Raw genomic sequence first — 25,046 nt, 5'->3', positions numbered from 1 at the left:
TATCGCACAATGAAATATTGGCGATAAACTTTATCGCCGATTCAGATAGTGCGATTGCCATGTCCACCCTGCCCAACTTCGATCTGAACCTGTTGCCAATCCTGCTGGCGCTGCATGACGCGCGCAGCGTGAGCATGGCGGCCCAACAACTCGGCATGAGCCAGCCAGGCGTGAGCACAGCGCTGGGCAAGCTGCGCGCTGCGTTTGACGACCCGCTGTTCGTCCGGACCTCACGCGGCATGGAGCCGACGCCGCGGGCGCTGGCGCTCATTCCTGCGGCGCGCGATGTCTTGGCGCGTGTGCAGCAGGGCATTCTGGAAACTGGCGCGTTCGATCCGGCCACAACCACCCACACGTTCTCGATCTCGTTGTCGGACGTGGGAGAGATGGTGTTCTTGCCGCGCATTGTCGAGGCGATGGCTCGGCACGCGCCACGGGCGTCGGTGCAGTCCGTGTCGCTGCCGCCCGCGCAGATCGAGCGCGCGCTGGAGACCGGTTCGCTCGACCTGGCTGTTGGTTACTTCCCCGACCTGAAGAAGAACAACTTCTTCCAGCAGCGGCTGTTTACGCACTACTTCATATGCATCGTGCGCGCCGATCATCCCGTCACGCGCGGTGGCAACACGAAGCTATCGATGGCGCAGTTTCTGGAATACGGGCACGCTGTGGTGCGCGCGGAGGGGCGCAGTCAGGAACTGTATGAGCGCTTTCTTGAACGCAAGCGCATCCGCCGTAAGCCGTCGCTGCTCACACCGCATTTCATGAGCATCCCGTTCATCCTGGCGCGCACGGACTTGATTGCGACGGTGCCGCACGCGGTGGGCCTGTCGTTCATGCAATCGCACGCCAACATCTGCGTGATGGAGCCGCCGCTGGAGCTGCCGAGCTTCGATCTCAAGCAACACTGGCATCGCAAGTTCCATAACGACACACGCAGCCAGTGGTTTCGCGCGCTGGTGTCGTCGTTGTTCAACGACGAGGCGGATGAATGGCGCGAGCCCGACCATCGGCCCGCCAAACGCAAGAACACGAAGTAACCGACCCGGCTTAAGTGTTCACAATCCGAACACTCGATTGCAATGCGAACACAGAGCCTTTAGGATCGTCGGCACGCGCAGGCGACGCCACTGTGTTTTTTCGGCTCACGCTTGCCGATCAACCTTTGGAGACCTTCATGAGACGTCGTGTGCTGCTGACTGTCGTTGCCGGTACGCTGATGACCGGCCTGCCCGCCTTTGCGGACGAGCCGATCAAGATTGGCCTGATCGCCCCCTTCTCCGGCCCCTTTGCCGACTATGGCAAGCAGATGGAAGACGGCATCAAGGCGTATCAGAGGCTGCACGGCACGACCGCCGGTGGGCGGCAGGTGCAGATTATCGTGAAGGACACGACTGGCCCCGTGCCGGACGTCGCCAAGCGCCTTGCGCAGGAGCTGGTGGTACGCGACAAGGTGGATTTCCTTGCGGGCTTTGGCCTCACGCCGGAAGCACTGGCGGTGGCGCCCATCGCGCAGCAAGCCAAAAAACCGATGGTGATCTTCAATGCCGCATCGTCGTCGATCACCACCAAGTCGGACTATGTGACGCGTGTGTCGATGACGCTGCCGCAGATCTCCACACCGATCGCCTCGTGGGCTTTGAAGAACGGCATCAAGCAGGTGGCTACTGTGGTTGCCGATTACGCGCCCGGCATCGATGCGGAGAACGCATTCAAACAAACGTTCACCGCCGGCGGGGGCCAGGTCGTGGAAGCCGTGCGCGTGCCACTGCGCAATCCTGAATTCGCGCCGTTCATCCAACGCGTGAAAGATGCCAAGCCGCAAGCCGTGTTCGTCTTCCTGCCGGCCGGCGAGCAAGGCGTGGCATTCATGAAGGGTTTCCGCGAGCGCGGATTGGCGCAGGCCGGCATCAAGGTCATCGCAACGGGCGACCTGACCGACGACCACGTGCTCCCGGCCATGGGCGACGCGACGCTGGGTGTCATCACCTCGTTCCATTACTCCGCCGCGCACGACTCGCCGCAGAACAAGACCTTCCTGAAAGCCTTTGCGGAGGCCAATCCGGGCGCGGGCCGCCCGAACTTCATGGCAGTGGCCGCGTATGACGGCATCGGCGCGATCTACAACGTGATCAACAAGCTCGGCGGCAAGATCGACGGGGAGAAGGCCATGGCCGCCTTCAAGGGCATGAAGATCGACAGCCCGCGCGGGCCGATCACCATCGACCCGGCCACGCGTGATGTGGTGCAAACGGTCTACATCCGCAAGGTGGAAAAGGTCGGCAACGAGCTGTACAACGTCGAGTTCGACAAGTTTGCCGACGTGAAGGATCCCGGCAAGTAAGCACTACGCAACAGCCACGAGCCGTTGCAGTAACGGCGCATCGGCCAGCAGATCGGCGCTGGCTGATGCGTGCACGACGCGGCCTCGATCGAGCACCAGCGCACGCTGCGTGAGCTGCAGCGCCAGACGCGCATGCTGCTCCACCAGGATCACCGCCATACCCCCCTCCTCAACGAGCGCGCGGATAGCGCGGCCAAGCTCCTGCACGATGATCGGTGCGAGGCCTTCCATCGGTTCATCCAACAGCAGCAGTGCGGGATTCGTCATCAGCGCGCGAGCGATGGCGACCATCTGCTGCTCGCCGCCTGAGAGCTGATTGCCGAGATTGCGGCGCCGCTCTTGAAGGCGCGGAAACGTCTTGTAGACGCGCGCCACATCCCAGGCCCCGGGTCGCGCCACGGCTGTCAGATGCTCTTCCACCGTCAGCGACGGAAACATCCACCGCTCCTGCGGCACCCAGCCGAGCCCTGCGCGGGCACGCCGGTGTGGCGGCATCTTGGCGATATCCGCGCCCAGCCAGCGGATACGCCCGCCGTGCAGGCGCGTGAAGCCCATCAGCGTGGCGAGCAGCGTGGTCTTGCCGACACCATTGCGGCCCAGCAGCGCAAGGCTGCCGCCTGCTTCGAGCGCGAACGACACATCGTCCAGCACGACAGCATTGCCGTAGCCGGCGGTCACATTTTCGAGCGACAACAGTTCACGCATGCTCAACCTCCCCGAGGTAGACCTCGCGCACACGCGGGTCGGCCGCGATCTCCTGCGGCGTGCCTTCAGTCAGCACGCGGCCGGCCAGCAGCACGGTGATCCGCTCGGCAAAGCGGAAGACAAGGTTCATGTCGTGCTCGATGAAGAGGATCGTGATGTCGCGCGGCAGGCTGGCGATGACCTCGAACAGTTCGGTGCTTTCTCTGCTCGGGATACCGGCGGCAGGCTCGTCGAGAAGCAGGATGCGTGGGTGCGTCGCGAGCGCCAGGGCGATCTCCACCAGGCGCTGTTTGCCGTAAGGCAACGCATGCGTGGGCGCCAGCGCGTCGGCACCGAGTTGCAAGCGGCATAGCAATGCCATCGCTTCGTCGCGGGCGTCCTTATGCGATGCAACGGTGCGATGCCAATGCCACGACGCGCCCGTGCGCTCGAAGATGGCGAGCATCACCGATTCCAGCACCGTCAATCCCGGAAACAACGTGTTGATCTGGAAAGTGCGCGTGATGCCGCGCTTGACGCGCTGGTGTGCGGGCAGGCGGGTGATGTCTTCATCATCCAGCAGCACTTGGCCCGCAGTGGGTGCGAGCGTGCCGGTGAGCAGATTGATGAAGGTGGTCTTGCCCGCGCCGTTCGGCCCGATCAGCGCGTGGCGCGCGCCGGGCGCAAAAGACAGCGAGATATCGGAATTGGCGTGAAAGCCGCCCCAGCGCCTGGACAGGCCACGCGTGCTCAATGTGGGCGGAGGATGGATCGTGGGCGCAGTCATGAAGCACCTCCCTTGCGAGCGCGCCGCGCCCTGACCGCAGACACCGCAGTTTCCAGCCCACCGAGAATGCCGCCCCGCGCAAACAACACGATCGCCATCAGCAGCAGGCCGATCCAGAACTGCCAGTAGACGGGATTGATGCCGGCCAACACGTCCTGCGCAATCATGAACACCGCTGCGCCAATCAACGCGCCGTACAACCGGCCTGCACCGCCCAGCACGAGCATGATCAGCAACTCTGCCGAGCGCGAGAAGCCCAGCGAATCCAGACCGACAAATTGCGTGGTCTGCGCGAGCAGCCCGCCTGCGACACCGGCAATCGCTGCGCTGACGGTGAACGCGGCCACCAGCCGCATGCGAACATTCGCGCCGATAGCCGGCATGCGCTTCGGCCCCTGCTGAATGCCGCGCAGCGACAACCCAAACGGCGAGCGCACCAGGCGACGCAACCCCACAAACACCAGAAACAGCACGACCAAGTTATAGAAGTAAGCCGTGCGCCCCTCCAGATCGAACTCAAATGTGCCGAGCAGGTTGCGCATCGCCACACCGGAAAGGCCGTCCACACCGCCCGTGAGAAACGCCATCTTGTTGGCCGCCTCATACAGCATCAGACCGATGCCGAGCGTGACCATCAGTCGTGTCAGATCCTGCCCGCGCACGACGAGAAAGCTCACACAGAAGCCGGCCAGCGCAGCGACGACAGCGCCCGCGGCCAGACCGGTGAGCGGTTCACCCCAGCCATGTGCCGCGAGCAGTCCGGCGGTATAGGCGCCAAGCCCGAAGAAGCCTGCATGTCCGAGCGACACGATGCCCGCATAGCCGAGCACCAGGTCGAGCGACAACGCAAACAGCCCGACGATCAACACCTGGCTGCCGAAGACGAGGTAATCGGGAAGAAGAAAGAACACCGCGATCGGCACGCACCAGAACGCGATCTCAAACGGCGACCAACGCGCTTGCGGCAACCCATGCGCCGCAGAGCCCTCAACAGGCCGTGCAGACCGCCTCAATTGCTGCAGCCCGCTCATGCGCGCCTCCCCAGCAAACCGCCCGGGAAGAGCACGAGCAGCACGACCATCAACCCATAGATGACGAACGCGCCCACGTCCGGCACGTAGTACTTGCCCGCCACGTCGAACACGCCTAGCACGAGCGCTGCCAGCAATGTGCCCTTGATGGAACCCGCACCGCCGACGGCCACCACCAGCAGGAAATACACCATGTATTTGATCGGGAAGGCTGGATCGAGCCCGAGCACATCGATGCCCAATCCCCCGCCCAGCCCTGCCAGCCCCGAACCCAGCGCGAACGTTACGGAGAACACCAGGCTTACGTTGATGCCCAGCCCTGCGGATGCCTGCTGGTTATCCACCGACGCGCGCACCTGCGCTCCAAAGCGTGTGCGCTCAATCAGCCATGCCAGCAGCGCCGTCAGCGCAATCACCACCCCGATCAGGAACAGGCGATAGCGCCCGACTTCCAATCCACTGTCAAACACTGGCCATTGCCCACGCAGCATCTCCGGCAGCTCAACGGGTTGCTGCGACGGCCCCCACACGTAGGTCGCACCCGCCATCGCCATGAAAACGAGCGCAATGGAGAACAGCACCTGATCGAGCGGGCTCGCGCGATAGAGCCGCCGGTACAGCGTGCATTCGAGCACAAAGCCGATGATTGCGGTGACCACGAAAGCGATGGGCAGCGTCGCCAGAAACGGCACGCCGAGGCGGTTCATCAGCACCACGCACACATAGCCGCCCGCCATGGCGAACGCCCCGTGCGCAAGGTTGATGAAGTTCATCAGGCCCATCGTGACCGACAGGCCGATGCTGATCAGGAACAGCAGGCTGCCGTAGGCCAGCCCGTCGAACAACACACCCAATGCGCTGAGCATGGGTCTCCTCCTTGGGTTTTTCCAGCTCGGCGGCCGGTTTGCCCGGTGTGTTGCGTGGCGTCTCCCCGGAGACGGCGGTATTACTTTTTCGCAGCGCCCTCCGCATCCATCTCGGCAAACACCGTCTGGGCGAGGTGGAAGGCATGGTTGGCAGCCGGCACGCCGCAGTAGATGGCGGTCTGCAGCAGCGTTTCCTGAATCTCGTCGCGCGTGACACCGTTGTTGGCAGCGGCGCGCAGATGCAGGCGCAACTCGCCGTCGCGGCCGAGCGCGACCATCATGGCGATCGTCAGCAAGCTGCGCGTGTGGCGCGGCAAGCCGGGGCGTGTCCAGATTTCACCCCAGGCGTAGCGCGTGATGAGGTCCTGAAACGGAGCCGTCAGATCGGTCTGCGCGGCGTTGGCACGGTCGACGTGGGCATCGCCCAGCACGGCGCGGCGCACCGCCATGCCTGCGGCGTGGCGTTCGCGATCATCCATGGGCGCCCTCACGTGCAACGCCGGTCGTCAAGAAGCTGACGAGCGCTTCGGTATAGCCGTCGGCCTGCTCCCAGTTGGCGAGGTGGCCGGCTGAAAGCTCGATGTACTGGGCGCCGGGCACGCCGTCGGCAATGAGCTTGGTCTGCGCAGCCGGGGTGGAGATATCGTGTGTGCCGCCAATCACCAGCATCGGCACCCGGATGTTCGGCAGTTGCGCGCGCAAATCTGCATCGCGAATGGCTGCGCAGTTGCCGTTGTAGCCGGCATCCGGCGTGGACAGCAACATTGCCTTGACGATGTCGACGCGGCTAGCGTTGGCATCCCGGTAGCCCTGCGTGAACCAGCGCTCGAGCACCGTTTCCGTAATGCTCGCCATGCCGCCCTGCTCGACCTGTGCGATGCGCGTATTCCAGCTTTGCTGCGTGCCGATGAGCGCGGCGGTATTCGTCACGACCATGCGCGGGAAACGCTCGCCGTGATGTGCGGCCAGCCACAGGCCGGTCAACCCGCCCATCGACAGACCGCAGAACAGCGCAAGCTCAATGTTGTAGTGGTCGAGCAACGCGAGCACATCACCGCCGAGTTGAGCAACGCCAAACGGCGCGTCCGGCACGCTCGATTGCCCGTGACCACGCTGGTCATAGCGCAGCAGGCGGAAATGCTGGCGCAACGCTTCGAGCTGCGGCTCCCACATGCCCAGGTTGGTGCCGAGGGAGTTCGACAGCACCAGCACCGGCTTACCCGTGGCGGGGCCGTCATCGAATTCGTGATACAGGCGGACGTTATCGTGTTCAAGCCAGGGCATGGTGTCTCCGTGGAATACGTGTTCAGGGGTGGCGGTGGGCGTGTTCTGCGAGCACCCGGTCAACGGCGGCGCCCGCATCGCCAAGGTAGTGGGTGGGCTCAAGCAGTGTGCTCAACCGTTGAGGCGTGGTCGCGCCCCAGATGCGAAGGACCGCTGCGTCTTGCGCCAGTACGTCATGCAGCGTCTTGTTCTCTTGTACCGCTTTGCGGCTGGCAGCTTCGACCACATGGTGCGCTTGCAGACGCCCAAGATCCGCACCCAGCGCCAGCATCACGGCTTCACCGAGGATCAGGCCGTGCGTAAGGTCCAGATTCGCGCGCATGCGACCAGCGTCGACCTGCAAACTTTCAACGATGTCGCGCATGCGATCGAGCGCGCCCGCCGCGAGGCAGGCCATCTCGCGCAACGTCGCCCACTGCGCCTGCCAACCGCCGAGCGCGCGCTCGTGCTCCTGCGGTAGCGCAGCGAGCAGCGTGCTCGCCAAGCCAGGCATGCGCGTGGCCGCCGCCAGCACCGTCGCGCACCCGACCGGGTTGCGCTTGTGCGGCATGGTGGAAGAACCACCCTTGCCCGCACCGGAAGGCTCGGAAACCTCGCCCACCTCTGTCTGCATCATCAACGAGAGATCACGCGCGAAGTGGCCCAGCGTGCCGGTCAGCAACGCGAGCGTCGTGCCGATCTCGGCGATTCGATCCTGCTCGCCGTGCCACGAGAGCGCCGGCAGCGGCAGATCAAGCTCGTGCGTCAGCGTTTGAGCGACGGCGCGCGCATGGTCGCCCAGGCTGGCAAGCGTGCCTGCCGCCCCGCCAAACTGAAGCACGGGCGCATGCGCGCGCAGCGCGGCAAAGCGATCCTGCGCGCGATGCACCGCTTCCAGCCAGCCCGCAACCTTGCGCCCGAACGTTGTCGGCAGGGCTTGCTGCAACCACGTGCGCGCCACCATCGGCGTATTGCGATGACGTTGCGCCAGCGCAGCAAGCGCGTCCGCCAGTCTCAGCAGATCCGCTTCGATCAGGTCCGCCGATTGCCGCCACTGCAGCATCAGACCGGTATCGATGATGTCCTGGCTGGTCGCGCCCCAATGCACGTAGCGCGCGGCGTTTTCATCGTGCTGTGCGACGGCCGCAGTCAGTTGCTTGACCAGGGGAATCGCCAGGTTGCCTGCGGTGGCAGCAGCGTTGCCCAGCGCGTCCAGATCCAACGTCGCCTTGGCGCACACCGCGCGAATCGGCGCGACGGCTTCGGGCGGAATCACGCCAACCGCGCCTTCGGCCTGCGCAAGCGCGGCCTCCACATCGAGCATTGCGCGCACCGTGGCCGCATCGGACCACACCGCCAGCATGGCCGGCGTGGAGAAGGCGCGATCGAGCAATCCGCTTGTCATGGCCGTGTCAAACGCGTTCGATCACCAGCGCAATGCCCTGGCCCACGCCGATGCACATCGTGCACAGCGCATAACGTCCGCCCGTGCGTTGCAACTGATACATCGCCGTCGTCACCAGGCGCGCACCGCTCATGCCGAGCGGGTGGCCGAGTGCGATGGCGCCGCCGTTCGGGTTGACGCGCGGGTCGTCATCACGCAGGCCCAGTTGACGCGTCACCGCTAGACCCTGCGCGGCAAATGCCTCGTTCAGCTCGATCACATCCATCTGATCGATGCTCAAGCCGAGCTGCTTGAGCAGCTTCTGCGACGCCGGTGCCGGGCCAATGCCCATCACGCGCGGCGGCACGCCTGCGGTGGCCATGCCGACAATGCGCGCACGCGGGGTCAGGCCAAAGCGCTTGGCGGACGCTTCATTGGCGAGGAGCAGCGCGCACGCGCCATCGTTCACGCCCGAAGCATTGCCGGCCGTAACGGTGCCGTCCGGGCGCACTACGCCCTTGAGCTTGGCGAGCGCTTCCATGCTAGTCGCACGCGGATGCTCATCGCGGTCCACCACGATAGCGTCGCCCTTCCTCTGCGGGATCGTCACCGGCGTGATTTCCTGCGCGAGCGTGCCGTCTTCCTGGGCTCGCGCGGCGCTGGCCTGGCTGCGCAGCGCGAAGCGGTCCTGATCTTCTCTGTTGACCTTGTAGTCGGTGGCGACGTTCTCGGCGGTTTCGGGCATCGAGTCGACACCGTATTGCGCCTTCATCAGCGGGTTGATGAAGCGCCAGCCGATGGTGGTGTCGTAGATAGCAGCGTCGCGCGAGAAGGCGCTGGCAGCCTTGCCCATCACGAACGGCGCGCGGCTCATGCTCTCCACGCCCCCGGCGATCATCAGCGCGGTTTCACCTGAGCGAATAGCGCGCGCCGCGGTGCCGGTGGCGTCCATGCCCGAGCCGCACAAGCGGTTGATGGTCGAGCCCGGCACGCTATCGGGCAAGCCAGCCAGCAACGACGACATGCGCGCCACGTTGCGGTTGTCTTCGCCCGCCTGGTTGGCGCAGCCGAAGATCACGTCGTCGATGGCCGACCAGTCGACCTGCGGGTTGCGCGCCATCAGCGCCTTGAGCGGCACCGCGCCGAGGTCATCGGCGCGCACGGCGGACAGGCTGCCGCCGTAGCGGCCGATGGGCGTCCGGATGGCGTCGCAGATAAAGGCTTCGGTCATGATTGTTCTGTCTCCACTAATTCTAGGCACGACGCAACGGCGCTGCCGTCATCGTCTGCAGCGTATCGAAATCGAGGCCGTCGGCCATCTCGCGCACCACCAGCCCCTCGGGCGTGATGTCGATCACAGCGAGGTCGGTGTAGATGGTATCGACACATCCAATGCCCGTCAGCGGGTACGTGCACGACGGCACGATCTTGCTTTCGCCCTGCTTGGTCTGGTGCTCCATCATGACGAAGACGCGCTTGGCACCGATGGCCAGATCCATCGCGCCGCCCACGGCAGGAATCGCGTCCGGGGCACCGGTGTGCCAGTTGGCCAGATCGCCCGTGGCCGATACCTGAAAGGCACCGAGCACGCAATAGTCGAGATGGCCACCCCGCATCATGGCAAACGAATCAGCATGATGGAAGAACGATGCACCAGGCTTGATGGTGACCGGCTGCTTGCCAGCGTTGATGAGGTCCTCGTCTTCTTGCCCGGGCGCAGGCGCGGGACCCATGCCGAGCAGGCCGTTCTCGGTGTGCAGAATGATTTCGCGATCGGCCGGCAGTTGGTTCGCCACCAGCGTCGGCAGGCCGATGCCCAGGTTGACGACCGAACCATCGGGAATATCGCGCGCCACACGCGTAGCGATCTGATCGCGCGTCCAGCGCTGGATCTTGGCGGTAGTTTCGGCGCTCATGCGGCCTCCTTGGCGGGTTGGGCGGCGGCGAGCTGGACGACGCGCTTCACAAAAATGCCCGGCGTGACGATGTGCTCTGGGTCCAGCTCGCCTAGCTCCACCGTCTCGCTGACTTGCGCGATGGTGCACTTGGCCGCCATCGCCATCACCGGCCCGAAGTTGCGCGCGGTCTTGCGATAGACGAGGTTGCCCCAGCGATCAGCGCGCAGGGCCTTGATGAGAGCGTAGTCGGCAGTCAGCGGCAGCTCGAACACGTAGGGCTTGCCGTCGATGATGCGCGTTTCCTTGCCTTCGGCCAATTGCGTACCGTAGGCGGTCGGGCAGAAAAAACCGCCAATGCCGGCACCTGCGGCGCGGATGCGCTCGGCCAGGTTGCCTTGCGGCACCAGTTCCAGTTCGATCTCGCCGGCACGGTAGAGCGCATCGAACACATACGAATCGGCCTGGCGCGGGAACGAGCAGACGATCTTGCGTACGCGGCGCGCCTTGAGCAGTGCGGCCAGGCCCGTCTCGCCATTGCCGGCGTTGTTATTGATGATGGTCAGCTCACGCGCGCCATGCGCGATCAGCCCGTCGATGAGTTCCGAGGGCATGCCGGCGGTACCGAACCCGCCGATCATGATGGTGGCACCGTCCGGGATATCGGCCAGGGCGGCCTCCACAGACGGACAAAGCTTGTTGATCACGTGCATTCTCCGGCAAGGGCGCCGCACATTCTCGATGGCTGGCGCGGGTCGGAGCATCGCGAGGGGCCGGACATGGCCGAGCCGCAACCGAGCGGCCTGCGAGTCTCCTGTTGAGGATTGGATCGACACAGGCCTTTGCTGTCCGGCCCACGTTTGCTTTCGCTCATTTGTTCGCTATACGAACCTACGTTCGATCCAAGAACTAATCTACGCCTCCCGTCCAGAGCGTGTCAAGGCGTACGCATCCCGATCAACTGTTCGAGTGGCGAAATCGAGGCAATGTCAGTAGTCTTGAGGCCACTGCACCGCTTTTGCCTTCTTTGCATGTCTGCTGCCGAACTGCCCACCGAAAAACCCAGCGATTCCTACGTCCAGTCCTTTGCACGAGGGCTGTCGGTCATCCGCGCGTTCAATGCCGAGCGCCGGGAGCAAACGCTTTCTGAAGTGGCCGAGGCGACGGGCCTGACCCGCGCCGGCGCCCGCCGCATCCTTCTCACGCTGGTCAGCCTGGGCTATGTCACCTTTGAAGGCCGCCTCTTCCGCCTCACGCCCAAGATCCTCGACCTCGGGTTCGCCTACCTCACCTCGATGCCGTTCTGGAACCTCGCCGAGCCGGTGATGGAAGAGCTCGTCCAGACGGTGCACGAAAGTTGCTCCGCCTCGGTACTGGATGGGACGGAAATCGTCTACGTCCTGCGTGTGCCCACGCAGAAGATCATCGCGCTGAACCTGTCGGTCGGCAGCCGCCTGCCGGCGTTCTGCACGTCGATGGGCCGCGTGCTGCTGTCGGGTCTGCCCGAGGATCGGCTGGACATTGCGCTGCGCGAGTCGGACCGCCGCGCACGCACGCAGCGCACCATCACAGACGTCGACGCATTGAAAGAAGTCATTGCCGGCGTGCGCCAACAGGGTTGGGCGCTGGTCGACCAGGAGCTTGAGGAAGGGCTGATTTCGCTGTCGGCACCGATCCGCAATCGGGCGGGCGACATCATCGCTGCCATGAACATCAGCGGCCAGGCCAACCGAACTTCCGGCAAACAGATGACGAAGCAGTTTCTCGGTCCGCTGCAGCAGGCTGCCGAGCGCATTTCGGCCATGGTGCGCGTACGGACCTGAGCTGAGTTAAAAGAGCCAGCGTCAGTGCGCTGCGCGCCTCGCATCCCGACGGTTTTTTCAATAAAATTGTGGCTCCGTGGGCAAAGAGGATGTCTGTGACTCAACACACCGCCATTCACACCGGTCTGGATGTGAAAGGCCGCCATCGCCGGGCGCGTGCTTCGTGCGTCCTGGCGCTTGCCCTGCCGTTGCTGTCCAGCCTTGCATGGGCCCAATCGACGCCGCTGGCGACAGCCATGCAGGAACTGACGCCACTGGCCCGCATGCTGGTGGGCGCCGCGACGGGTCGCAGCACGGCCGCTGCCGGCGTACCGGCCCTCACGGGGCCTGCCCGCAATGCAGACCGCGCCCTCGCCCAGGCCTGCGCCGAAATCAACCGCTTCACCCCCGTCCCGCTCGACCGAGAGACCGCGCTGGCGCAATGCTCGCTGGCGCAGAAGAAGAACCTCGTCTTCGTCATCACGCTGACCAACTACGCGGCGCACTCGGCCGCATCGCAGGGCTTTCGGCTGAATTTCGTTCCGATCCTGCAGAAGAACATCTGCAACAACGGCGACGTGCGCATCCTCACGCGCCTCGGCCTGAGCCTGGTCTACCGCTATCGCGGCAACGACCACGAGACCGTGGGCGACGTGCCGATCAACGAATCGATCTGCGGCGCGCTCTAAGCCCACGTTCTGCCCCGGGAATCCCCTGATGGAGTGCAGTCGGCTGCCATGTCATTAATGACAGACGAAGTCTCATTTCACGCAACGTCTGCCGGGCTCCTGCCTTGCTGCGCCAGCCTAACCGGGCTGCACGCGCGCAACCCGGCAACCCCAACATCCCGCCTGTGCACCGCACTCCCGCCCTGCTTGTTATCCGCCATCTGTGCCGCGTCGGCATGGACTATAGTTGGGCGTTTCGCTCGGCGTCATATGGTTATCCGAAGTCCGCGCATGCAAACGGCGCATACGCCGGTATGCTCGCGGGCGATTCCGATTCGCACACTGTTCACCACCCAAGTCGTCAAGGAGGAAATCCGATGAAAACAAGCCGACGTCTGACGCAATTTGCAGGGGCCGCCATCCTGGCCGCAGCAACCCTGGCCGCCACCACCGCGCACGCTGATCAAGTTTCCGACATCAAGAAGAAGGGCGAACTTGTCTGCGGCGTGCTCGGCACCGACGAGCCGTTCAGCTTCCTGAAGGACCCGATGAGCCGCGAGATCGTCGGCTATGACGTCGACATGTGCGACGCCATCGCCAAGAGCCTGGGCGTCAAGCCCGTGCTCAAGCAATTGGCCGTGGCGGCGCGCCTGCCCGAACTGCAGCAAGGCCGCGTGGACCTGCTGGCCGCCTCGCTCACGCACAACAAGGAGCGCGAGGCGCAGATCGACTTCTCGGTGTCGACGTTCATCACCGGCCAGAAAGCCATGGTGAAGAAGAGCAGCGGCATCACGTCGCTCGCCCAGCTTGATGGCAAGAAGCTCCTGACGGTCAAGGGTTCGACCATGGAAGCCAACATTGCCAAGACCATCAAGAACGCCGACGTTGTCTCGTTCGACAACAGCCCGCAGGCACTGCTGGCCCTGCAGCAAGGCAAGGGCGTCGCGTACGTGAACGACGAAACCACCCTGATCGGCAACATGGCCAAGATGGGCCCGGCAGCCAAGGATTACGCGCTGCTGCCGCAAAACCTGTCGACCGAACACCTGGCGCTGGGCATCCGCAAGGGTGAGCCGGCCTTCAAGAAGCAGGTTGATGACGTGCTGCTCGGCATGGAAAAGAGCGGCGAGGCGCAAAAGCTGTTCGACAAGTGGTTTGGCCCGAACACCAAGATGGCCTTCCCGCAGCGCACCTTCAAGATTTCTACCGACAAGATCGATTAATCGTTAAAGGTCGGGCCGCCCAGACACCGTTCTGGGCGGTGAATCTCCATGCCCCATTTTGATTTGTCGATGCTGCTCTCGGGGCAGTATCACCAGTGGCTCGTCAGCGGTTTCTTCCTGTCGATCAAGCTCTCCGTACTGGCCTTCGTGTTGGCGCTGCCGCTTGCCATCACGGTCGCGCTGCTGCGCCTGGCGCCGGTCGCGCTGCTGCGCAGCATCGGCCAGACCTATGTCGAAGCCATCCGCAACGTGCCGCTGCTTGCCCACATGCTGTTCTGGTATTTCGGCGCGCCGCAGATCCTGCCGGAGTTCATCCGGGACTGGCTCTACAGCATGAACTACGAGGCCGCGAGCGCCGTCATTGCGCTCGTGCTCTACACGGCCGCTTACATGGCGGAAGACATCCGCAGCGGCATCCGCTCGATTCCGAAGGAACAGCTTGAGGCCAGCCGCGCGCTCGGGCTCTCGTTCCTGCAGGCCATGCGGCTGGTGGTGCTGCCGCAATCGCTGCGCGTGACCGTCCCGCCGCTGGTCAGCCAAACGTTGAACCTGTGGAAGAACTCCAGCATCGCCATGGTGATCGGCGTGGCCGAATTGATGTACCAGGCGCAGCAGGTCGAGTCCGCCACCTTTCGCGGCTTTGAGGCGTTTGCGTTTGCCACCGCGGCCTATCTGACCATCTCGATCGCGATCACGGTGTTCTCCGCCTGGTATCAGCATCGCTACCCTGTCCGAACGCTGTAGCCATGCTCGATCTCATCCAAACCTACGGTATCTATTACCTGATCGGCCAGTACCCGAATGGGCCGCTGGGCGGTCTGGCGCTGACATTCCTGCTGGCGTCCGCCGGCCTTGTGCTCGCGCTGCCGGCGGGCATCATCCTTGGCCTGTGCCGCGTCAGCCCGATTGCCGCGCTGCGCTGGCCGGCCACGGCGCTCGTCTACGTGGTCCGCGGTACGCCGCTGCTGATGGTGATCTTCTGGGCGTATTTCCTGCTGCCCTCCGTTACTGGCCAGCGCACGGACCAGTTCAGCACCATGTTGACCGCGCTGGTGATTTTCGACGGCGCGTATCTGGCGGAGATCGTGCGTGCGGGCATCCAGGGGTTACCGCGCGGGCAGATGGAAAGTGCCCGCTCGCTCGGCCTGTCGTACATGCAGGCGATGCGCCGCGTGATCCTGCCGCAGGCGCTGCGCAACATGCTGCCTTCGCTGGTCAATCAGCTCGTGTCGACCATCAAGGAAACCTCGCTGGGTTACATCATCAGCCTGCCCGAGGTGTCGTTCGTGGCCGGGCAGATCAGCACCGCCGTGATGGTCAAGTCTGCCGAGGTGTACGGCCTGCTCGGCATCAGCTACTTCATCATGTGCTTCAGCCTGACGCGCGTGGCGTTTTACCTGGAGCGCCGCCTTGCCGCGCGTGCCCCGTCCAAACCATGAACATGATCACGATCGAACACGTCGACAAGTGGTACGGCGATTACCACGCGCTGGTCGACATCAACGAAACCGTTGCCAAGGGCGAAGTGGTGGTGGTGTGCGGGCCGTCGGGCTCGGGCAAGTCAACGCTCATCCGCACGCTGAACCGGCTCGAAGCCATTCAGAAAGGCCGCATCGTTGTGAACGGACACGAGGTGCATGCGCCGGGCGTGGACGTCAACGTACTGCGCAGCGGCATCGGCTTCGTCTTCCAGCAGTTCAACCTGTTCCCGCACCTGACCGTCCTGCAGAACTGCACGCTCGCACCAGTGCAGCTCAAGCGCATGCTGCCGCAGGAAGCCAAGGACTTTGCGATGAGCCTGCTCGAACGCGTGGGCCTGCCGCACAAGGCTGGCGCCTACCCCGGCGAGCTGTCGGGCGGGCAGCAGCAGCGCGTGGCCATCGCGCGCGCCCTGGCCATGAAGCCGCCCGTGATGCTGTTCGACGAGCCGACCTCCGCGCTGGACCCGGAGATGGTGAACGAGGTGCTGCTGGTCATGAAGGACCTCGCCCGTGACGGCATGACCATGGTGTGCGTCACGCACGAAATGGGTTTCGCCCGCGAGGTGGCCGACCGCGTCCTGTTCATGGACCAGGGACAGGTGCTGGAACGCGCCACGCCCGAAGATTTCTTCCAGCGCCCGCAGCACCCGCGTGCGCAGCGCTTCCTGGCCGACATCCGCTCGCCGTGGAGCGAACCCGCCTGAACCTTCAGGCAGCAGGCAAAAAAAACGGGGGATTCAGTCCCCCGTTTTTTTTTGATGCGCGGCGACGCGGCTTACTGAATGGCCTTGTCGTTCGGGTGCGCGTACAAGTCCTTCATGCCGGCCGTCATCGGGTAGTTCAGGTTCAGGCCCTTCGGCGGAATCGGCGACAGGAACCACTTCTTGTACAAGTCGTTCGCCTTGCCCGATTTCATCAGATCGGCAATCACGTCGTCGGCCACTTTCTTGAACGCCGGATCGTCCTTGCGCATCATGCAGGCGTAGGTTTCGGTCTGCAGCGGCGTGCCGGTGACCACCCAGTCGGCCTGGTTCTTGGCCTTGGTGCGCTCGCCATACAGCAGCGGTTCGTCCATCACGAACGCCACGGCGCGGCCCGATTCCAGCGTCAGGAACGCCTGGCCGTGATCCTTGGCGAGGATCAGATTCATCTTGTCGGCGTCCTTGGCTTCGCCGTTCATCTTCTGCAGGATGCGGTCTTCGGTGGTGCCGGCGGTGGTCACCACGGTCTTGCCCTTCAGGTCGGGAAAGTCCTTGATGCCCGAGTCCTTCTTCACCAGCATCAGCATGCCGTAAATGAAGATGTTGTTCGAGAACGCGACCTGTTTCTGACGCTCGAGGTTGTTGGTGGTCGAGCCGCATTCGAAGTCGATCGTGCCGTTCTGCAGCAGCGAGATGCGGTTCTGCGACGTGATCGGCGTGAGCTTGACCTGCAGCTTCTTGCCCACCGCCTTTTCCACGCCGGCGACGATCATGTTGGAGATCTCTTGCGAATAGCCGGTGATGGTGTTCGCGTCAGCCTGGTACGAGAACGGAATCGACGACTCGCGATAGCCCACCGAGATCACGCCCGATTGCTTGATCTTGGCCAGCGTGTCGTTCGACTCCGCCTGCGCGCCCGTCGACAGCATTGCCAGCGCACCGGCCGCAGCCAGCGTCAGGCCACACAGAATACGTTTGGTCGAATGCAAGGTCTTCATGCTTCCCCTCCTATGGGTGTGTTCGCTCCAGACTACTTTGGTTACCAATCGGCGCGGGCCGGATACCCATCATCGGACCTGCGCGCTCGGTCTCTTGATTCTCGTTCTTGTGTCACGCGGCCAGCGCATAGGGCACTGGGGAAATCGCGGGCTTGCGGCCGGCAATCAGATCGGCCAGCAAGCCCGCACTGCCCAGCGCTAGCGTAAAGCCCAGCGCACCATGGCCCACGTTCAGCCACAACCCTTGCACCGGCGACGCCCCCACCACGGGCACGCCCGTTGGCGTTGCAGGCCGCATGCCAGCCCACGGCGCCGCATCGGCACCCGCGTCATTGGCGCGCATGGCGCCCGGAAACAGCGCGCGGGTTTCGTCATACAACGTCTGGGCGCGGCGCGTATCCAGCGCCGTTGACCAGCCCACCAGATCCGCCATGCCCGCCACACGCAGCGTCTGCCCAATGCGGGCATAGACGATCTTGCGCGCCGCATCCGTCACGCTGATCAACGGGGCAACATCGCCCTCCTCCAGCGGCAGGCTGATGCTGTAACCCTTGAGCGGATACAACCCCGGGTCGATGCGCAATGGGCTGAGCAGCCTGGCGCTCGTCACGCCCGCTGCCATCACCACCGCATCGGCGGCAACCTGCTCGCCATCGGCCAGATGGAGACCGCGCACGCGGCGGCCTTCGGTCCACAACGCATCTACGCCGGTATTGAAACGCAGCGTCACGTTTGGCATCGCGCGCAACCGGTTGAACAAGCCGACGCAGAGTTGGTGACAATCGGCCACGTCTTCGTCGGGCGTGTAGATGGCGCCCACGATCTGGTCACGCGCGCCGGCAAGCGCGGGCTCGTGGGCCACCGTTTCGTCGGCGGACAATGCATGCTGCTCGCAGCCGAGCGTCGCCTGATAGCCGACCTGCGCGCGGGCCGATTCAAACGCCGCAGCCTCGCGATGCACCACCAGCTTGCCGCGGCGCGCAAAGCTGAACGCCAGATCCGGCGACGCCTCCCGCAACGCTTCCATGCGTGCGCGGCTGTAGAACGACAGCGCAAGCAGCTCGCGCGTGGTGCGGTCGGCACGGTCACGATTGCAGGCCGCGATGAAGCGCAGCCCCCAGCGCAGCAACGCCGGGTCCAGCGATGGCTTCAGCCGCAGCGGCGAATCGCGACGCAACAGCCAGCCCGGCACATGCGAAAGCACGCCGGGGCCGGCCAGCGGCGCCACATAGCTGTAGCTCAACTGGCCGCCGTTGGCATAACTGGTGCCCTCGCCCGGGCCCGGATGGCGCTCGACCAGGGTGACCTGATGGCCTTCCTGAGCCAGCGCATGGGCCGTGCTGATGCCGATGATGCCGGCGCCGACTACTGCGATTTGCATGAAGAAGCTGCGTATTTTGGAATGTCGGTGCAGCTTAAGGAGCCCGGCGGGGGTTGGGCAAATGCGGAGTTGTTGGGAGGGATGTTGTGGAGCTATGGGCTTTTTGGGACTGGTGGTCCATCCCCTGTTTCATCCCCTGCCGGGGCTGACTCACTTTCTTTGTCTTGCCAAAGAAAGTCAGCTCAGAGCTCCAGCCGTCGAGTAAAAAGCTCGGGACGCCGAGCTTAGAGCTCCGACCGTCGAGATCGGAGCTAGAAATCTTCGAGCAAAAAGCGCCGAGTGCCGAGCTCGAACCCTCACCCGTGGAGCAGGAAGCCCCGGGCGCCGGCCTCCAAGCCCCGATGACCGGGCAAAAAGCGTCATGGTGTTGCTGCAAAAAACAGCAGTCGCCAAGCAAAAAGCCTCACGGCTGGCGCTTGGAGCGCGGTGCGCGAGGCTTGAAGGGTCATGAACGGGGGTTGATGCGTCGCTGGCGTGGTTCCGAACGGCGACTGAGGCTATCGGCCAGCCTTACTGCAACATGAATGTCTCGTACTCCAGCCGATCCAGCTTCCGATCGAGAATCACCAGGCTGGCCATCACCACCAGCAGCAGCGACACGGCAAATCCGTATCCATACCAGGCCGGGCCGAGCTGCAACGTAATCCAGGTCAGCACGCCGTTGAGGGCCACAAACGCCGCCGTCAGTGCCAGCACCACGCGGCGCCGGTCGAGGTAGAAGAAGATGTTCACCACGCCCAGGAACACCACCTGCAAGCTCGCGGCAATGGTGTCGACATACAGCAGCGGCAAGTACAGCTCGGAAATCTGCAGCGCCCGCAGCACTGCAGCGCCCACGGCAAACAGCACCAGCGCGGCCATGGCCTGGATCTTCACGATCTCGTACAGGCCCGCGCGAATGGTCTGCACCATCGTGTTGCGCATGTCTTCGATGTGCTCGAGCGATGCACCGCCCCGCACCGCGTTATAGAACGCGTCGTAGTACTCGACAAAATCCGTCTCGATGCGCACCAGGAACACGGCCATGCCGGGAATGATGCCGAGGTACGCCAGGAACACCGGAATGTCATAGATGACCGAGGCATTCAGCGGGCCGATCACCTGCTGCCCCGTGCCCGGCGCATACCAGAACATGAACTTGTCGAGCCAGATGCCGAGGTTGTACAGCAGCCCGATCAGCATGAGCGACGGATACGCGAACCGCTTGTCGAACACCTCGAACGATAGGAAGCGCCGCCCGCTGAAGTTGCGGTAGATGAGCGCGGCCATGCCGATCAGCAGGAACAGCTGCCCCGTCACGAACCCCAGCAGCAGCCCCTCCAGCCCGAGCCGGTTGAACAGCAGTGCCAGCAGCACGGTGAGCGTGTAGCCGACCAGGAAGATCCAAACGATCGCCTTGTACTGCTTCATGCCCGACAGGAAGATCACCGCGATCCAGATGTTGGCCATGACCACGAAACCGGCCAGCATCAGCAGCCGGTAGATGGCCGACTGCTGCGGAAACGCAAACACGATGAAGAGCAGCCCCAGCCCACCCGCGACCAGCGTCATGACAAGCGACACGGCGTGGTAGTTGGGCAGGATCAGGTCGTCGCGCTTCTCGAACAGACGGTCGGACGTAAAGCGCGTGAAGGCAAGCTGCAGCGGCCCGGTCAGGATCAGGCTGACCGCAATCAGGTACGTGACCGACACCTGGAACTGCGTGATGAGCGAGCCGGGAACGACGAACGGCAGGCTCAGGATACCGATCAGCAGAATCCCGACGATGGAGAGAATCCACGGCCCGGAACTGATGATGCCGGCGTAGGTGTAGGCACGCAGCAGCCCGAGCAGGCTGTCGCGCTTGAGCATCTTGCGCAGCTCGAAACCAATGCCGGCCATCAGCGGGCTCCCTCATGCGGCTTGTTCTGCTGGGCGTGGTGCGGGCAGGCTGCGGAAGCAGCCTTGGCACCGTGCTCCGTACTCAGGTCGGGCAAGGTCTGTAGACGCGTGTAGAGCTCGCGGTAGCTGCCGACCATCATCTCTTGCGTGTAGTAGCGCTCGACGCGGGCGATGCCGGCTGCCTGCGCCGCATGCCAGCGCGTTTCATCGCGCAGCAGCGTCAGCACTTCGGCGGCCAGGGCGGCAGGGTCGGCAATGCGCACGACCGCGCCGGCCGCGCCCAGTGCCGCGTCTTCGCCCTCCAGGCCGAACAGGAGCTGCCGGCACGAACCCACATCCGTGGTGACGGACGGCACGCCCGCGGCAAACCCTTCCAGCACCACCAGCGGCAGCGCCTCGCTGATGGAACTCAGCACCAGCACGCCCACCTTCGGCAGGATGTCGTCGATCTTCTGAAAGCCCAGGAACTTGATGCGGTCGCCCAGGCCCAGGCTCTCGGCCAGGCTGTGGCATTCCTGCGCGTATTCCGGATCTTCATCTTCCGGGCCGGCAATCCAGCCTTCTGCATCGGGCATCTCGCGCGTGACGGTCAGCATCGCGCGGATGAACGTCTTCACGTCCTTGATAGGCACCACACGGCCGATCAGGCACATCACGCGCGGCACGCTGGCCGGCCGCTTCTCACGCAGCGCGGCCAGGCGCGGCAGGTTGATGCCGTTGGGAATGCTGCGCGTCTTCTCGGCCGGCGCGCCGTCAATGACCTGCCGCTGCCGGTTGCCTTCATACAGCGCAACGATGTCTTCGGCCGCGTCATAACAGACACGGCCCATGGTCTCGAAAAAGCGCACCCACAGGTCGCGGAAGTAGCTGATCTGTGCGATGTCCTTTTCGAAGATGCTGCGGTTGTCACGGATCCACTGGCTCTGGAACAGGTCGATCTTGCGTTCCTTGGTGTAGATGCCGTGTTCCGATACCAGCAGCGGCCGCCCGCGCTTGTAGCGCAGGAGCGCGCCCAGGAACCCCGCATAGCCGGTCGAGATGGTGTGGAACACCTTCACCGGGATAAGGTTTTCAGCAGTGCGCACGAGCTGCCACAGCGGCTTGTGCATGATGCGTACGGTCCAGAAATAGTCGGTGAACGACGGGTCGGTGCAATAGCGCCGGTAGTAGTCCGTCATCATGTCCCACGCGCGGTGGCTGTAGAGGAACTGTTCCTCGGCCAGCGGGCCATCGTCGCGTAGGTCGGCGATCGAGGCGCGGATCAAGTCGGCCGTCTCTTCCTTGTTGGCCGGATTGCGCAGCGCGTCGTGCAGCTTGCGCGAGCGCTCGAACGCGGCGGCATCGCCACCACTGGCCTGCACCAGCGGCGGCGGTGGAAAGTCGTACAGGTAGTGGCACTCCAGGTGCACCACGTTGTCGGGAATGGCGTAGACGGGCTTGCCGTAATCCTCCCGGCGGCTGCCGATGAAGACGACGGCAAAGCGGATGTCCGGAAACGCCCGGATCATCTGGTTGACCCAGCTCGACACCCCGCCGCTCACGTAGGGAAACGTCCCTTCGAGCAGCAGCGCGACGTCGGCCGACTGGGCGCGAGGAAATTGGTCGTTGCTCATGATGTCCAGTAGCGCAGCAGCGGGCGCAGCAACGGCAGCGGAGACCGGCTGGAGAACTGCGCCAGCGCGGCGCGCGCGCCGGCATAGTCGCGGCGCAGGTAGCAGGCTTCGGCCAGCGGCGGCAGCAGGCGGTCACGCGGGAAGCCAAGCGATTCGGCGCGGCGCAGGTGAGACTCCGCCACATCGGGCTCGCGGCGCGACAGGGCAAGCCGGCCACGCATGTACCACAGGGCGGCGTTGTCGGGCTGGATGTCGAGCGCGGCGCTGGCGTAGCGTTCGACCTGCTCGGCGGTATAGCGATACACGTCGCCCTGCACCAGGTTCTGGTAGATCAGCTCCCAGTACAGGTCGGCCAGGCGCTTGTTGATCTCGTAGCGCGCCTCGGGCGTGGTGGCTTCTTCCAGGCGCGGCAGCTCGGCCAGGATCTTTTGCGTGAGCACCTTTTCGGCGTTGTCGAGCATGCCGTAGGCCAGCAGGCGGATATCGTCCACCGGGTCGGCCAGCAGGTCGCGCAGCACGGGGCTGGCGGTGCGCGTGGGCATCGACTGCATGGCCACCAGCGCGGTCATGCGGCTTTGCACCGGCGCGCGCTCGTTGCTCAGTTGCGCACGCAGCCGCGCCCCGCCCCCGTGCGTCACGCGCGAGATCAAATGCGCCACGAACACTGGCAGGCCGATCTCGGCGATGTCCTTGTCGTCTTCCGGCTTGGGGAACAGCTTGCCGAGCAGCAGGCTGCCGAGCACCAGCAGGCCACCGGCCACCGGCACGAAAAAGCACAGCGCCGTCAGGTAGCCATACGTCCACACGAACGGCACGCGATAACGGCGCGGCAGCAAGCGCCACGCAGCCAGCCCGATCAGCGCCGCGGCGGTGCCCTGCAGCATCAGGCACGACAGCAGCAGCGCAAGGCTGTTGCCGGCATGCAGTGCCATCACCACTGCCGCAATCTGGGCCGAGATGCCGCCGAGCGTGAGCTTAAACATGGTCGATCCGCATGGCCTATGCGCCCCTATGCATCGAGATGGCAGCGCGAGAGGAAGCGCTGCAGCGCTTCGCCCGGATGCTCGCCGGTCACATGCAACGTCTGCACGCTGATGTGCCCGCCCTCGAAATCGACGCCGAACTGCGCACGCAGGCTGTCTTCAATGCGCACCAGATAGGCCGACACGGCACCCGCGCCCGACAGCGGCATCAGCGTGATGATGGCGCGGCGGCCCTTGCCGCTCGCCTGCCAGACGACGTCCAGCGCGCGGCGGCTACGCACCACGCTCTCGAACAGCGCATCGCTGGCCTCTTCCTGGTCAAAGATGAGCGCCACCACCGACGAATCGATGCCGGTATCGCGATGCAGGCGCGCCAGCCGGCCGAGGTCGAGCGCAAACTCGTACGGCGCGTCGGGCACGAGATCCAGAATCTCGGAGCTGACGGTGAGATGGCGCACGCCGTCGGCGTAGTAGCCAAGCAGCACCAGCAGGAACTGCAGGTTCTCGTACGACAGCGAAAGGAACGGCATCTGGTGCACGACGACCAGGCCGATCAGCTCGTCCGCACCCGACAGCACGGGCGCGCACGCCACGTAGCGCGAGCTCTCTTCGGGGTTGTTCACATTCCGCAGCTCGGGCGCCTGCGGGTGACCGAGCGTGTGGGTGTCGATGCAATGGCGGATCAACGGATCATCGGCAACGATGTCGAACGGCGTGCCGACGCGGGCCACCGGTTCGGTGTCGATGCGGTTGCCCGTCACGCGCACCATGGCCGCCACTTCCAGCTGGCAGGCCTGCGCCGTCCATTGCAGGAACGGCTCGGCGCCAGGCAGTTGCGCCACGTCAGGCGCGTTCTCGGCTGTGCCGTGCTCGCGCGCAGCCAGCGCAATATTGCGCAGCTGCGTGAGCGTGTCGCGCAGCGTGGTCGGCTTGGCCAGCAGATCGTTCTCCAGGCGCTCGTGCGAGAGGCGCAGCAGGAAGTGATTCTTGGTGAGCGCTGCCAGCCGGTCGTTCAGATAACCATTGACGGTGCGGGCACGCGACAACCGCGCGCCCCAGATGTCGCCATACTGACCGCCAATCAACACCAGCATCAGGCCGCCCAGGAAGTACATGCGCGGGAAGCTGCCGGCGGCGGCAGTCTGTCCGTAGAACACGGCCCAGGCGCCCAGTACCACCAGCGCGGCCAGCGCGCCGAGCAGCGTGCCGTAGCGCAGCGCCAGGATGAGCGGCACCAGCCAGATCCACGGAAAACCGTAACCGAGCAGCAGCGGATTGTCCGGCGCGAACAGCCAGACGATGCCGATGGCCGCCACCACCGCGCCCAGCGTTTCGAGCGCAGCGCTCGGGCTGGACACGGCGGGCGCAATCAGGCGCCCATACCAGGTCGACGCGCCAATGCCTTGCGCGTTGCGCCGGCGCTCGGTTCGCCCACCCTGGCCGCGCGCATCGGCGGCGGCGCGGCCGGCCGATTGGGCGGAACCTGTCGACTCGGTCTTCATCAGCCCCGGCCCAGCGGCGAGAGCAGTTCGCGCAGCAGCTTCTGCGCCACTGCCGACACGGCATCGCGGCTCCAGCCGGTGCGGCTGCCGGCCGCGCTCCAGATCACATTGCCGGTCTGCACATCAATTACCTGCAGCGTGATGCCGACGGCAGGCTCGCCATCCACGCCCACCTTGTAGCGCCATTCATCCACGGCGCCGGTCAGCGCGTAGCGGGCCTTCTCGCCGCGCGCCCAATCCAGCGCACGCGACACGGCTTCGCGCTCGGCGGGCTCGAACAGCGATTCGCTGTTCAGGTTGGCCGGATACTGCTTCAGGTTGGAGAAGCCGCGCGCCTTGAGGATGCTGGCGGCAATCGTCTCTGCGCGCAGGCCGGCCTGCGGCGTTTCGGTGTAGTTGACGATGGGCAGCACGACCCATGCATCCGAGGCGCTGGTTGCCGGCGCTCGCCCACTGTCGACCACCGCGCAGGCGGACAACGCAAGTGCCGCACCAACGCCCGCTGCCATCGCCAGCCAGCGCCGGCGGCCGGCCTTCATCTTGTTGATCAAGGGTGTCATCG

At 64.5% G+C, this 25,046-nt stretch carries 25 protein-coding genes; 8 read left to right on the top strand and 17 right to left on the bottom strand.

What is annotated here, in order from left to right:
* Positions 1–59: 59 nt before the first annotated feature.
* On the top strand, positions 60–1,037 hold the full coding sequence (locus CFE42_RS16140) for a LysR family transcriptional regulator (protein ID WP_004631118.1): 978 nt from the start codon (positions 60–62) through the stop codon (positions 1,035–1,037).
* Positions 1,038–1,174: 137 nt separating this feature from the next.
* Positions 1,175–2,341, top strand: a complete 1,167-nt coding sequence (locus tag CFE42_RS16135; protein ID WP_004631120.1) for an ABC transporter substrate-binding protein — start codon at positions 1,175–1,177, stop codon at positions 2,339–2,341.
* Positions 2,342–2,344: 3 nt separating this feature from the next.
* Here the strand turns inward: CFE42_RS16135 and CFE42_RS16130 are convergent, their stop codons facing one another.
* From CFE42_RS16130 to CFE42_RS16085, 10 genes are all read right to left on the bottom strand, one after another.
* A complete protein-coding gene (locus tag CFE42_RS16130; RefSeq protein WP_004631121.1) occupies positions 2,345–3,046 on the bottom strand; it encodes an ABC transporter ATP-binding protein in 702 nt (233 codons plus the stop codon).
* Positions 3,039–3,812 carry an ABC transporter ATP-binding protein gene (locus tag CFE42_RS16125; protein ID WP_004631123.1) on the bottom strand — a complete coding sequence of 258 codons (774 nt, stop codon included), beginning with the start codon at positions 3,810–3,812 and terminating at the stop codon, positions 3,039–3,041. Before CFE42_RS16125 ends, CFE42_RS16130 begins: the two co-directional genes overlap by 8 nt.
* Positions 3,809–4,843 carry a branched-chain amino acid ABC transporter permease gene (locus CFE42_RS16120; protein WP_004631125.1) on the bottom strand — a complete coding sequence of 345 codons (1,035 nt, stop codon included), beginning with the start codon at positions 4,841–4,843 and terminating at the stop codon, positions 3,809–3,811. Before CFE42_RS16120 ends, CFE42_RS16125 begins: the two co-directional genes overlap by 4 nt.
* Positions 4,840–5,709: a branched-chain amino acid ABC transporter permease gene (locus CFE42_RS16115; RefSeq protein ID WP_004631127.1), complete on the bottom strand. Its 870-nt coding sequence runs from the start codon at positions 5,707–5,709 to the stop codon at positions 4,840–4,842. Before CFE42_RS16115 ends, CFE42_RS16120 begins: the two co-directional genes overlap by 4 nt.
* Before the next feature lie 80 nt (positions 5,710–5,789).
* Positions 5,790–6,188, bottom strand: coding sequence for a 4-carboxymuconolactone decarboxylase (gene pcaC / locus CFE42_RS16110; protein WP_004631130.1), 399 nt, complete (start codon positions 6,186–6,188; stop codon positions 5,790–5,792).
* Positions 6,181–6,993 (bottom strand): 3-oxoadipate enol-lactonase, encoded by an 813-nt coding sequence (gene pcaD, locus CFE42_RS16105; protein ID WP_004631131.1) that lies wholly within the window; start codon positions 6,991–6,993, stop codon positions 6,181–6,183. Before pcaD ends, pcaC begins: the two co-directional genes overlap by 8 nt.
* Positions 6,994–7,015: 22 nt before the next feature.
* On the bottom strand, positions 7,016–8,377 hold the full coding sequence (locus CFE42_RS16100) for a 3-carboxy-cis,cis-muconate cycloisomerase (RefSeq protein WP_004631133.1): 1,362 nt from the start codon (positions 8,375–8,377) through the stop codon (positions 7,016–7,018).
* Positions 8,378–8,384: 7 nt separating this feature from the next.
* Positions 8,385–9,587 (bottom strand): 3-oxoadipyl-CoA thiolase, encoded by a 1,203-nt coding sequence (pcaF, locus tag CFE42_RS16095; RefSeq protein ID WP_004631135.1) that lies wholly within the window; start codon positions 9,585–9,587, stop codon positions 8,385–8,387.
* A 22-nt stretch (positions 9,588–9,609) separates the two neighbouring features.
* On the bottom strand, positions 9,610–10,272 hold the full coding sequence (locus CFE42_RS16090; protein ID WP_004631136.1) for a CoA transferase subunit B: 663 nt from the start codon (positions 10,270–10,272) through the stop codon (positions 9,610–9,612).
* Positions 10,269–10,958: a 3-oxoacid CoA-transferase subunit A gene (locus tag CFE42_RS16085; protein WP_009277455.1), complete on the bottom strand. Its 690-nt coding sequence runs from the start codon at positions 10,956–10,958 to the stop codon at positions 10,269–10,271. Before CFE42_RS16085 ends, CFE42_RS16090 begins: the two co-directional genes overlap by 4 nt.
* Before the next feature lie 324 nt (positions 10,959–11,282).
* Between CFE42_RS16085 and CFE42_RS16080 the strand changes: the two genes are divergently transcribed.
* The 6 genes from CFE42_RS16080 to CFE42_RS16055 all read left to right on the top strand — a co-directional run bounded on the left by CFE42_RS16080 (position 11,283) and on the right by CFE42_RS16055 (position 16,129).
* Positions 11,283–12,074 (top strand): IclR family transcriptional regulator, encoded by a 792-nt coding sequence (locus CFE42_RS16080; protein WP_004631139.1) that lies wholly within the window; start codon positions 11,283–11,285, stop codon positions 12,072–12,074.
* Positions 12,075–12,163: 89 nt separating this feature from the next.
* Entirely contained in the window at positions 12,164–12,742 is a 579-nt protein-coding gene (locus tag CFE42_RS16075; protein WP_004631141.1) for a hypothetical protein, read from the top strand.
* Between the two features lie 356 nt (positions 12,743–13,098).
* On the top strand, positions 13,099–13,944 hold the full coding sequence (locus CFE42_RS16070; protein ID WP_004631144.1) for an ABC transporter substrate-binding protein: 846 nt from the start codon (positions 13,099–13,101) through the stop codon (positions 13,942–13,944).
* A gap of 48 nt (positions 13,945–13,992) precedes the next feature.
* A complete protein-coding gene (locus CFE42_RS16065; RefSeq protein ID WP_004631145.1) occupies positions 13,993–14,688 on the top strand; it encodes an amino acid ABC transporter permease in 696 nt (231 codons plus the stop codon).
* A gap of 2 nt (positions 14,689–14,690) precedes the next feature.
* Positions 14,691–15,383 (top strand): amino acid ABC transporter permease, encoded by a 693-nt coding sequence (locus tag CFE42_RS16060; RefSeq protein ID WP_004631147.1) that lies wholly within the window; start codon positions 14,691–14,693, stop codon positions 15,381–15,383.
* On the top strand, positions 15,380–16,129 hold the full coding sequence (locus CFE42_RS16055; RefSeq protein ID WP_004631149.1) for an amino acid ABC transporter ATP-binding protein: 750 nt from the start codon (positions 15,380–15,382) through the stop codon (positions 16,127–16,129). The genes CFE42_RS16060 and CFE42_RS16055 overlap by 4 nt, the downstream gene beginning before the upstream one ends.
* Before the next feature lie 71 nt (positions 16,130–16,200).
* Here the strand turns inward: CFE42_RS16055 and CFE42_RS16050 are convergent, their stop codons facing one another.
* From CFE42_RS16050 to CFE42_RS16020, 7 genes are all read right to left on the bottom strand, one after another.
* Positions 16,201–17,124, bottom strand: a complete 924-nt coding sequence (locus CFE42_RS16050; protein ID WP_004631150.1) for a glutamate/aspartate ABC transporter substrate-binding protein — start codon at positions 17,122–17,124, stop codon at positions 16,201–16,203.
* Positions 17,125–17,236: 112 nt separating this feature from the next.
* Positions 17,237–18,505 (bottom strand): D-amino acid dehydrogenase, encoded by a 1,269-nt coding sequence (locus CFE42_RS16045; RefSeq protein WP_004631153.1) that lies wholly within the window; start codon positions 18,503–18,505, stop codon positions 17,237–17,239.
* Positions 18,506–19,015: 510 nt separating this feature from the next.
* Positions 19,016–20,386 (bottom strand): exopolysaccharide Pel transporter PelG, encoded by a 1,371-nt coding sequence (gene pelG, locus CFE42_RS16040; RefSeq protein ID WP_004631154.1) that lies wholly within the window; start codon positions 20,384–20,386, stop codon positions 19,016–19,018.
* Positions 20,386–21,999, bottom strand: a complete 1,614-nt coding sequence (pelF, locus tag CFE42_RS16035) for a GT4 family glycosyltransferase PelF (RefSeq protein ID WP_004631156.1) — start codon at positions 21,997–21,999, stop codon at positions 20,386–20,388. Before pelF ends, pelG begins: the two co-directional genes overlap by 1 nt.
* The gene (locus CFE42_RS16030) at positions 21,996–22,982 is read right to left on the bottom strand and encodes a hypothetical protein (RefSeq protein WP_004631158.1); all 987 of its coding nucleotides are present in this window, start codon (positions 22,980–22,982) and stop codon (positions 21,996–21,998) included. Before CFE42_RS16030 ends, pelF begins: the two co-directional genes overlap by 4 nt.
* Before the next feature lie 26 nt (positions 22,983–23,008).
* Positions 23,009–24,484 (bottom strand): PelD GGDEF domain-containing protein, encoded by a 1,476-nt coding sequence (locus tag CFE42_RS16025; RefSeq protein ID WP_004631159.1) that lies wholly within the window; start codon positions 24,482–24,484, stop codon positions 23,009–23,011.
* Positions 24,484–25,044 (bottom strand): hypothetical protein, encoded by a 561-nt coding sequence (locus tag CFE42_RS16020; RefSeq protein ID WP_004631160.1) that lies wholly within the window; start codon positions 25,042–25,044, stop codon positions 24,484–24,486. The genes CFE42_RS16025 and CFE42_RS16020 overlap by 1 nt, the downstream gene beginning before the upstream one ends.
* Positions 25,045–25,046: the final 2 nt, after the last annotated feature.

This window comes from Ralstonia sp. PBBBR1 (assembly GCF_002256165.1).
Classification (GTDB): Bacteria; Pseudomonadota; Gammaproteobacteria; order Burkholderiales; family Burkholderiaceae; genus Ralstonia; species Ralstonia thomasii.
The sequence above is the reverse complement of the archived record's forward strand: the minus strand, read 5'-3'. Positions and strand labels throughout refer to the sequence as shown.

Bases quoted from the DNA above. Each gene is read 5' to 3' on its own strand.
- CFE42_RS16140 (WP_004631118.1), top strand. From the start codon at position 60: ATGTCCACCCTGCCCAACTTCGATCTGAACCTGTTGCCAATCCTGCTG.
- CFE42_RS16135 (WP_004631120.1), top strand. From the start codon at position 1,175: ATGAGACGTCGTGTGCTGCTGACTGTCGTTGCCGGTACGCTGATGACC.
- CFE42_RS16130 (WP_004631121.1), bottom strand. From the start codon at position 3,046: ATGCGTGAACTGTTGTCGCTCGAAAATGTGACCGCCGGCTACGGCAAT.
- CFE42_RS16125 (WP_004631123.1), bottom strand. From the start codon at position 3,812: ATGACTGCGCCCACGATCCATCCTCCGCCCACATTGAGCACGCGTGGC.
- CFE42_RS16120 (WP_004631125.1), bottom strand. From the start codon at position 4,843: ATGAGCGGGCTGCAGCAATTGAGGCGGTCTGCACGGCCTGTTGAGGGC.
- CFE42_RS16115 (WP_004631127.1), bottom strand. From the start codon at position 5,709: ATGCTCAGCGCATTGGGTGTGTTGTTCGACGGGCTGGCCTACGGCAGC.
- pcaC (WP_004631130.1), bottom strand. From the start codon at position 6,188: ATGGATGATCGCGAACGCCACGCCGCAGGCATGGCGGTGCGCCGCGCC.
- pcaD (WP_004631131.1), bottom strand. From the start codon at position 6,993: ATGCCCTGGCTTGAACACGATAACGTCCGCCTGTATCACGAATTCGAT.
- CFE42_RS16100 (WP_004631133.1), bottom strand. From the start codon at position 8,377: ATGACAAGCGGATTGCTCGATCGCGCCTTCTCCACGCCGGCCATGCTG.
- pcaF (WP_004631135.1), bottom strand. From the start codon at position 9,587: ATGACCGAAGCCTTTATCTGCGACGCCATCCGGACGCCCATCGGCCGC.
- CFE42_RS16090 (WP_004631136.1), bottom strand. From the start codon at position 10,272: ATGAGCGCCGAAACTACCGCCAAGATCCAGCGCTGGACGCGCGATCAG.
- CFE42_RS16080 (WP_004631139.1), top strand. From the start codon at position 11,283: ATGTCTGCTGCCGAACTGCCCACCGAAAAACCCAGCGATTCCTACGTC.
- CFE42_RS16075 (WP_004631141.1), top strand. From the start codon at position 12,164: ATGTCTGTGACTCAACACACCGCCATTCACACCGGTCTGGATGTGAAA.
- CFE42_RS16070 (WP_004631144.1), top strand. From the start codon at position 13,099: ATGAAAACAAGCCGACGTCTGACGCAATTTGCAGGGGCCGCCATCCTG.
- CFE42_RS16065 (WP_004631145.1), top strand. From the start codon at position 13,993: ATGCCCCATTTTGATTTGTCGATGCTGCTCTCGGGGCAGTATCACCAG.
- CFE42_RS16060 (WP_004631147.1), top strand. From the start codon at position 14,691: ATGCTCGATCTCATCCAAACCTACGGTATCTATTACCTGATCGGCCAG.
- CFE42_RS16055 (WP_004631149.1), top strand. From the start codon at position 15,380: ATGAACATGATCACGATCGAACACGTCGACAAGTGGTACGGCGATTAC.
- CFE42_RS16050 (WP_004631150.1), bottom strand. From the start codon at position 17,124: ATGAAGACCTTGCATTCGACCAAACGTATTCTGTGTGGCCTGACGCTG.
- CFE42_RS16045 (WP_004631153.1), bottom strand. From the start codon at position 18,505: ATGCAAATCGCAGTAGTCGGCGCCGGCATCATCGGCATCAGCACGGCC.
- pelG (WP_004631154.1), bottom strand. From the start codon at position 20,386: ATGGCCGGCATTGGTTTCGAGCTGCGCAAGATGCTCAAGCGCGACAGC.
- pelF (WP_004631156.1), bottom strand. From the start codon at position 21,999: ATGAGCAACGACCAATTTCCTCGCGCCCAGTCGGCCGACGTCGCGCTG.
- CFE42_RS16030 (WP_004631158.1), bottom strand. From the start codon at position 22,982: ATGTTTAAGCTCACGCTCGGCGGCATCTCGGCCCAGATTGCGGCAGTG.
- CFE42_RS16025 (WP_004631159.1), bottom strand. From the start codon at position 24,484: ATGAAGACCGAGTCGACAGGTTCCGCCCAATCGGCCGGCCGCGCCGCC.
- CFE42_RS16020 (WP_004631160.1), bottom strand. From the start codon at position 25,044: ATGACACCCTTGATCAACAAGATGAAGGCCGGCCGCCGGCGCTGGCTG.